8 protein-coding genes and 1 tRNA gene are annotated in these 7,742 nt (G+C 35.0%); 3 read left to right on the top strand and 6 right to left on the bottom strand.

What is annotated here, in order from left to right; translation table 11 throughout:
- Positions 1-942: 942 nt before the first annotated feature.
- Entirely contained in the window at positions 943-1,743 is an 801-nt protein-coding gene (gene cpdA, locus ACP6PK_RS26405; RefSeq protein ID WP_426564065.1) for a 3',5'-cyclic-AMP phosphodiesterase, read from the bottom strand.
- A gap of 168 nt (positions 1,744-1,911) precedes the next feature.
- Here cpdA and ACP6PK_RS26400 point away from each other — a divergent pair.
- A tRNA-Cys gene (locus ACP6PK_RS26400) sits at positions 1,912-1,983 on the top strand.
- Positions 1,984-2,056: 73 nt separating this feature from the next.
- Here the strand turns inward: ACP6PK_RS26400 and ACP6PK_RS26395 are convergent.
- The 5 genes from ACP6PK_RS26395 to dacB form a co-directional block, all read right to left on the bottom strand.
- Positions 2,057-2,233, bottom strand: a complete 177-nt coding sequence (locus ACP6PK_RS26395; RefSeq protein WP_426564063.1) for an iron-sulfur cluster assembly scaffold protein — start codon at positions 2,231-2,233, stop codon at positions 2,057-2,059.
- Between the two features lie 42 nt (positions 2,234-2,275).
- The gene (locus ACP6PK_RS26390; protein ID WP_426564061.1) at positions 2,276-2,851 is read right to left on the bottom strand and encodes a hypothetical protein; all 576 of its coding nucleotides are present in this window, start codon (positions 2,849-2,851) and stop codon (positions 2,276-2,278) included.
- A 116-nt stretch (positions 2,852-2,967) separates the two neighbouring features.
- Positions 2,968-3,114: a hypothetical protein gene (locus ACP6PK_RS26385; protein ID WP_426564059.1), complete on the bottom strand. Its 147-nt coding sequence runs from the start codon at positions 3,112-3,114 to the stop codon at positions 2,968-2,970.
- Between the two features lie 109 nt (positions 3,115-3,223).
- Entirely contained in the window at positions 3,224-3,502 is a 279-nt protein-coding gene (locus tag ACP6PK_RS26380) for a hypothetical protein (RefSeq protein ID WP_426564057.1), read from the bottom strand.
- Positions 3,503-3,511: 9 nt separating this feature from the next.
- Entirely contained in the window at positions 3,512-4,975 is a 1,464-nt protein-coding gene (gene dacB / locus ACP6PK_RS26375) for a D-alanyl-D-alanine carboxypeptidase/D-alanyl-D-alanine endopeptidase (RefSeq protein WP_426564055.1), read from the bottom strand.
- Positions 4,976-5,608: 633 nt separating this feature from the next.
- Between dacB and ACP6PK_RS26370 the strand changes: the two genes are divergently transcribed.
- Positions 5,609-6,058 (top strand): Uma2 family endonuclease, encoded by a 450-nt coding sequence (locus ACP6PK_RS26370; RefSeq protein ID WP_426564053.1) that lies wholly within the window; start codon positions 5,609-5,611, stop codon positions 6,056-6,058.
- Positions 6,059-6,418: 360 nt separating this feature from the next.
- A complete protein-coding gene (locus tag ACP6PK_RS26365; RefSeq protein WP_426564051.1) occupies positions 6,419-7,396 on the top strand; it encodes an aldo/keto reductase in 978 nt (325 codons plus the stop codon).
- The last annotated feature ends 346 nt before the right edge of the window (positions 7,397-7,742 follow it).

The raw sequence follows: 7,742 nt of genomic DNA, 5'->3' as shown, positions 1-7,742 counted from the left end.
GAGGCTTTAAACCACAATTATTTAATTAACAATTAATAATTAATAATTCGGTAAATTTTCTTGCCACTCTGGGAAAAAAGTTGGTTCGTCTGCGCGTTTTAAACCAAGATTTTATTCTAAAGTATATAGGTCTATTTTGCTAGCTGGTATTGTTTGAACCATGATGTTTTTTTGATTATTTTTTATCTTATATTATCTCAATTGATGGGTTACGGCTAATAGGAAAAAATTGTATTATGAGTGTGGAATTATTTTCATCTTTTCATATTTGGTTTCGCTACGGGATATATAGAACTACAAAAAAGTGTTAGGACATTGATAAAATTGAAATCCTTTACAACCAATGGTTTTGACTTGAGCTGTTAATACCAATTCTTAAAAGTAACGCTATACTTAAATAACACTTCAGTTATGAAGTAATTACCTTAGTTTAATTACTTTTTTGTTAGTTTTAGCAATCTTTTGCATTAATTATTCTTGTTTGTACGGACGTTGCACAGGCAAAAATGCGTTTTCCGTTCCGGAATGCTCCGCTTTCCATGTCGCGCAGCGTTTTGCTGGCGCACAACTTTCGTATAGGGAATGCTCCGCAAACGTTAACGGCTGTCGCCGACATATAAAGTGGAGCTTTGCGTTAGCAAAACGTCCCTACCTTCCCCCACTCCCCTACTCCCCTACTCTGAAATAGATAAAGTTTTTGAGAAATGGTATAACGCAGTTCCTCCGCAGGAGGATAGCTGATAGCTAAATGCTTAAAGCTATATAAAGCAAAAAACTACTTTCAGCAAAGGCTTAATTGTTTATTTTATCAAAATCATTGGGTCTAAAACCCCGCCTTTTAAGTATAATTTTTTTTGGAGGTTTACTCAAAATACTCGTTACAAAAAAACTTCTAACTTCTAACTTTTGACTTCGTTAAAGTATCCTTTATAAAGCATTTTTTTAATATCCACTAGCAGTAATATCAAATTCATAAATATAGTCAGATCTTTCAATTTTTGTAGTGTAATTTCCATCAGGATATAGACTTAGTAATCTTAATCCGGGTGACTTTTTATCTAGAACAAATTCTGGATTTTTAGGTTCAAATTGAATACAAGTAGAAGGGGTTGTTAAATAACGAATACCATTTATTTCTGTATCAAATTCTTGATGAACATGACCAGATAAAACAATTTTTACTTGTGGATAACGATTAATTATATTTAATAATGGTTCCGGTTCATGTAAAAGAATTCTATCCATCCATTCTGAGTTAATTTTTACAAGAGGATGATGCAAAGCAATTAAAACTGGTTTGTTTCCTATTATTTTTAATTGAGATTCTAACCATTTGAGACTTTCTGGGGAAACTTGACCATACAGACATCCAGGCACATTAGTATTTAGTAATAAAAAGTACCACCCGCCAATTTCAAAAGATTTTTGGGAAGAAATAGGGGCAGAATTTAATACCTGTTCCATAATAGGTAAACAATCATGGTTTCCTGCTATCCAGTAAGTAGGAATATTTAGGGCACTAAGTAAGGATGCTAGACGTTGGTATGATTCGGGGGTTTCATCTTGAGAAATGTCCCCTGTTAGTAGCAGCACATCTGGCTGGGGTTGTAATTGTCCCAGTTTCTCTAAAACTTTTAGGAAAGAGGTTTCAGTGGGAACTCCATACATTTTTCCCTGAGTGGGGTTTGCAAATAGATGGGTGTCGGTAATTTGAGCGACAAGGACAGGAAACTTAGAAATCATGGTTAATGAGAAAGTTTTGATATATTAAGGATGAGAATCTTAAAGATAGCTTTAAATATTTGTCCATAGTGCGATGGAAAACAAGGCCATAAGTGATTTAGATCGCATTAAATTTAAGGCTTGCTATATTTCCTGGGATAGTGTATATTAATGTGTGTGGGTAAAAATGGCGGCATGGCCAAGTGGTAAGGCAAGGGTCTGCAAAATCCTCATCCCCCAGTTCGAATCTGGGTGCCGCCTTTAACTTTAGTTATAACTTATTAATATTTATTGACCTTTGATTAAGGTCTTTTTTTATTGTTAATTTGCCTGGCTATTCTAATACTGATTTGAGAGAGTGCCAGCTTAATAAAACACATTTAATTCTGATGGGAAATTGAGAGACTCCTTGAAAGATATTTAGCTTTGGTAAATTATCTGAAAGACTAATTTCTCCTTTAAGAATTTGGCAGAATTTTTCTATTATTTCTAAGTTTTTTGTATTGCTCATCTGTGGCAGATAAGATACCCATGTTATATCTGACTTTTGATTTCATTTTAGGTAGCTAACTTTAGCCCATGCAGCAATAATTTTACCTAGCCATTGAATCTTGTCATAAGATTGATAAGCAAGAAGATGGTAATCTTGATGGGTAGTTTTGATTAATAAGCCCCATGATGAAAATCTATTTCCTTTAAAACCGCTAGTTTTAACTTGTTGTATATATTTAATTTTTGAACGCCTAATTTCTTGTTTTTTTTCTTGAAAAGTACCTAATTTTTCATTGAAAACTAGGCAGTCAAATCTTAAGTCAAAGCTTGCTTGTGCTAGAAAAAAATATAGGACTATATAGACTTGATTAAAAATTTTAGCAGCAAAAAAATACATCACTAAAGGAATAAAGAAAAATATAAAAGTTAAAATGCTGATTAAATAATCTTGAATTAGGATAAATGAAGTTATCAGCAATGTAGCAATAAAAATACAGAATAGTATCCAAGCAAAAATGCAAATCATTGCGAATATAAGTAAGTATCTCATGCCATTTGGACGGTAAACTAATAGAAGCTCACTGTTAGGAGAGTAGAACATTCTAAACCCTTTCGGAGGTGGAATAATTGGTAACATAATAGAAGCAAAGATAATCAAGTATTTTCAACATTTATTGCTCTAGAAAAAATTTTATAGCAGTTTTAACTCTTGTAGACCACAGTAGGGAGGTTCTATGGAAACTCCCTACTTTTCTACCTGTTCCCCCCTCTAGATTTTAAGAATTTATCTGGAGTAATAGGTAAATTTCTGATACGTTTACCTGTAGCATGGTAAACAGCATTAGCGATCGCTGCTGCTACACCTACTACAGAAAGTTCCCCAATGCCCTTAGTTCCCAAAGCATTAACGATTGGTTAAGTATTTAGGAGTCAGGAGTCAGGAGTCAGGAGGAGAGAGAATTACAAAGATTTAGTAGTTATGACGATTTGATAATTTTGTTATGTCCAATCAAGCATATTTGATATGATAACTGAAAAAAACCGCCCCCACACCAATAAATGTAGGGGCGGAGCGGGCGAGTTCAATTAATAATAATAGGTCAAACCATTCGCGCTGATAACTGATAACTGAAAAACCCGCCCCCACACCAATAAATGTAGGGGCGGAGCGGGCGAGTTCAATTAATAATAATAGGTCAAACCATTCGCGCTGATAACTGATAACTGATAACTGATAACTGAAAAACCCGCCCCTACAATAAATTCGATAACTGAAATGACTTTCCATAAAGACTTTTTAACCACAAGACTTTAACTGAGTTAATAGCAAAACAATTTCATCAATAGCAGTTCTCAAATTTTTGGTTTCTAAATCAGATTGATTAACAATAATACTAAAAACTAAAGGCTGAAAATTCCTAGGCTGAATATATCCTGCCAAACCAGAAACACCACTAATTGTTCCTGTTTTTGCTTGTACATTTCCCTCTGCAAAACTATTTCTAAAACGCCGACTTAATGTGCCACTAACACCAGCAATAGGTAAAGAATTTCTATAAATATTTGCCCAGGGAGAATTAGCCATTATTCTGAGAGTTTGTACCAAAGCTTGTGGGGTAACTAAATTATGACGAGATAAACCGGAACCATCATTTAATCTAAAACTATTAGGAGTTACTCCTAATCTAGTTAAAATTACTTTTACCTCTTCTAAACTTTTTGCCAAAGTCTGATTATTAGATTTTTTCTTAGGAACTAATCTACTCCTAACTCCTAGTTGACGTAACAAAGCTTCTGCATAAACATTATTACTTTTTTTATTCACTTCCTCTATTAATTCTGCCACTGTGGGAGACTCGACAAAAGCTAATTCAGTCAAGTTGAAATTAGAGGTTATTTGTGAATTTTTAACTATTCGAGAAACCCTAATTCCTTCTGACTCTAAAACCTGACGAAAATTATTTAAAAAATTATCCACAGGTTCCACAACTGCCACATAAACAGGTTCCGATGCCGAGCCAATTCGGAGTTGCCCAGATATGCGAATTATCGGTTGAATAAAATCTCGTCCTACCTCAACAAATTCCTTTTCATTCTTTGCTACACTCACTGAATTATTTTCAATTTGCCATTTTTTACTTTCTGCCGGATTAACAAAAGTAACTTTTAAAGGTTGACCAAAACTTTGGGGAGACAAAACTAAATCTATAGCATTTTGATTAAATATTAAACTATTAATAGGGGCGCCATAACCAGCTTGAACATCTTCCCATTCCCAATTAGGATTAACTATCATTCCCTGAAAGTAACTATCATCAGCAATTAGTTGATTAATATTTTCTATGCCCTGTTCTTTTAATTGTTCAGCCAAACTTTTCAGTTGGGTTGCTGTTAAACTAGGGTCGCCTCTTCCCATAATATATATATTGCCTTTTCCATCACCATAAACTGAAGTTCTAATTCTAAATTGAGGTCTAAGTTGTTGTAATGCTGCTGCAGTTGTTAATAGTTTTGCGGTAGAAGCAGGAATAAAATAATATTCGGCATCCCGACTATAAATTTCTGTTTTTTTAGATAAAGTTTCGACTAAAATTCCCCACCGATACCGACGAAAAATTGGTCTATTTATTACAGCATCAATAGCATTAGTTAGTTCTGTAGAACAAATTTCTTGAGTAGTTTCTTGACTAAGTGCAATTAATGGATTGAAATATAATACAAGGAAAGTAATTGTAATTTTTTGAAGGTACAGTTTAAACATTTGTTATTAACTAAAAATTAATAATGAATAATGGATAATTACCGAAAAATTCTGGTATAAAGCCTCCCCTTTTAAGGGGATAAATAAAGAGAATATTCCTTATGTCAAGCCTCCTTATTGCAGAGGTACTGTTTTCGGCTGTCGCCGACATGAAACTTATAGCGAGCGCGACATGGAAAGCGGAGCATTCCCTATACGAAAAAACGCAGTTCCTCCGGAGGAGGCTAACTGATAAATTAAAAGGCTGATAACTGATAACTGATAACTGATAACTGAAATTAACTCCACAAATAATATAATGTACTATTATAAATTAAAGTAGGGGCGGGTTCAGCTTTAAATTAATGATTTTTCACCAGAGATTAGGTCAACCCGCCCCCAATAATATAATGTACTATTTTAGATATATTGGTCTACTTATTATTTCAAGTCTCTAGGTTAACTTAGATGTACTGATAACTAATAACTGAAATGACAGGCATAATGCCTGTGCTACAAACAAAATAGCAGGATAAATTTATGAGTATAGCAACCGATAAAAAAATTTTAACAGATGAAGAATTTAAAGAATTATCAGAAGATGGCAGTCATTATGAATTAATTAATGGAGACGTTGAGATGTGAAATTTGGGAATGGAGAATGGCAATATTACTGCCTATCTATGTGGCTTAATAGAGTTATATTCTCGTCCTAAAAAATTAGGTGTAACTTGCGACTCTAGTACAGCCTTTAATTTAAAATCAGGAAATAAACTTTCTCCAGATATTTCTTTTGTTTCTAAAGACCGTTTGTTAGGGTTAAAGCGATTACCTAAAGGTTATTTTCAGGGTTCTCCTGATTTTGCAGTGGAGGTAATTTCTCCTAATAATACATTTGAGGAACTACATCAAAAAATTGTTGAATATTTTGAAAATAGCTGTCGGTTAGTTTGGGTAATTAATCCTGATGAAAAATCAATTTTAGTTTATCATAAACCAGAGCCGGATAAATTATTACAACTTACGGATAATTTAGATGGAGAAGATATTTTACCAGGTTTTACATTAGCAGTTGCAGACTTATTTATAGAGTGGAATTTTTAGATTTGATGTTGTTAAATTTTTCTATGATTAGGGTTGGCAAATTTTGACCTTTCAATATGTAATTGATATTTATTCATTCGACATAAGTAAGTTAGGACTTACCCAGAAACCGGGTTTATCGACAAAATTTCGTGATTTGAATAACCAGGGTAATAAACCCGGTTTCTTGTTTGGGTGCTTCAATAATTAATAATTATCTCTTCTTTTCAAGAAGAGGATTTGTTAAAAGGAAAATTTTTTCTTTTTTTCTCCATGAATGGAGAGGCTTTATACCCATTTTTTTGGTAAGTCCTGATATAGCAAAAAACATAATTTTTTTAGAGTCGTTATGTTATAATGTCAAAAAAAACATAGACAAGTATGAATAAAAAAACGACTCGACGTAACTTTATAATGACCAGTGTTGCTGTTACAGGTGGCATCATTGGTGGTGCTGCCATGAATAAACAGACTCAGGCAAAAGTTGCATCTGTAGAGATACCTACTACATCCACAATGCCAGAGCGAGTATTAGGCCAAACAGGTGTCAAAGTACCACTCTTAGGTTTAGGGGGAGCAGGAAAAACACCTGTAGATAAAAGTGAGAAAGAAAAAGAGGCGGTGACAATAATTGAAGCTGCTCTGTCTTTAGGAATTAGATATTTTGATACTGCTGCTAGTTACGGTGCAAGTGAGGAACATTTAGGGAAAGTTTTGCCTCCCTATAGAAAGGATATATTTTTGACAAGTAAAACAGCAAAACGCGATCGCGATGGAGCATGGCGGGAGTTGGAGCGATCGTTAAAACGGTTAAATACAGACTATCTTGACTCGTGGCAGTTACACCGTGTTGCATTCATGGAAACTTTAGACGAAATTTTCGGTAACCAAGGTGTTATTAAAGCGATGGAGGAGGCAAAGGAACAAGGTATAGTAAAGTTTTCGGGAATTACAGGTCATCACGAACCGGATGTTATTGCCGAGGGGTTGCGCCGTTATCCGTTTGATACAACTTTGGTTTCGATAAATGCTGCTGACAAACATCATCCTCGACCTTTTGCTCCCGCAGTATTGCCAGTAGCACAACAAAAAAATGTCGGAGTTATTGGGATGAAAATACCCGCTTACGGTAAGTTACTCCAACCAGGAGTTTTGAATATGCAAGAGGCGATGGGATATGTGTTGTCATTGGCGGGAGTGCATTGTTGTATTATTGCTACGGAGTCCGTAGAGATGTTGCAGTCAAATGTTAGGGTTGCTCAACAGTTTCAGCAATTAACTCAGGAAGATATGGGAGCGATCGAGCAGAAAACAGCTAGTGTTTGGCAGGAGAATACTTTTTTCCGTGCTTGGACTTGAAACAGTTATCAGTTAGCCTCCTATGGTCGTAACTGCGCAATTCAGTTAGCCTCCTGCGGAGGAGCTGCGCTTTTTCGTATAGGGAATGCTCCGCTTTCCATATCGCTCCGCGTTAACGTTTGCGGAGCATTCCGATAGGAAAGTTGTGCGGAACGCTAAACAGTTATCAGGTGTATAAGGGATATTCAAAAGTAGTCTAACAGATATAGGTTACTACGCATTAAGGTCAGACCTGTTTTAGTAAATTTTTTATATCAGTGCTTTCCCTGTGATGCAGTATATTTGCATCTCATATCATGTCCGTTGGTATCGGAGCGTGTAAAAGTTGGGAAAATATCTACCGCCA

Source organism: Dapis hubbardiae BLCC-M172 (assembly GCF_050016015.1).
Classification (GTDB): Bacteria; Cyanobacteriota; Cyanobacteriia; order Cyanobacteriales; family Microcoleaceae; genus Trichodesmium.
Note: the sequence above shows the minus strand (reverse complement) of the source record. Positions and strands in the feature narration are given on the sequence as shown.

Bases quoted from the DNA above. Each gene is read 5' to 3' on its own strand.
- cpdA (WP_426564065.1), bottom strand. From the start codon at position 1,743: ATGATTTCTAAGTTTCCTGTCCTTGTCGCTCAAATTACCGACACCCAT.
- ACP6PK_RS26365 (WP_426564051.1), top strand. From the start codon at position 6,419: ATGAATAAAAAAACGACTCGACGTAACTTTATAATGACCAGTGTTGCT.
- ACP6PK_RS26390 (WP_426564061.1), bottom strand. From the start codon at position 2,851: ATGTTACCAATTATTCCACCTCCGAAAGGGTTTAGAATGTTCTACTCT.
- dacB (WP_426564055.1), bottom strand. From the start codon at position 4,975: ATGTTTAAACTGTACCTTCAAAAAATTACAATTACTTTCCTTGTATTA.
- ACP6PK_RS26370 (WP_426564053.1), top strand. From the start codon at position 5,609: ATGGAGAATGGCAATATTACTGCCTATCTATGTGGCTTAATAGAGTTA.
- ACP6PK_RS26380 (WP_426564057.1), bottom strand. From the start codon at position 3,502: ATGGAAAGTCATTTCAGTTATCGAATTTATTGTAGGGGCGGGTTTTTC.
- ACP6PK_RS26395 (WP_426564063.1), bottom strand. From the start codon at position 2,233: ATGAGCAATACAAAAAACTTAGAAATAATAGAAAAATTCTGCCAAATT.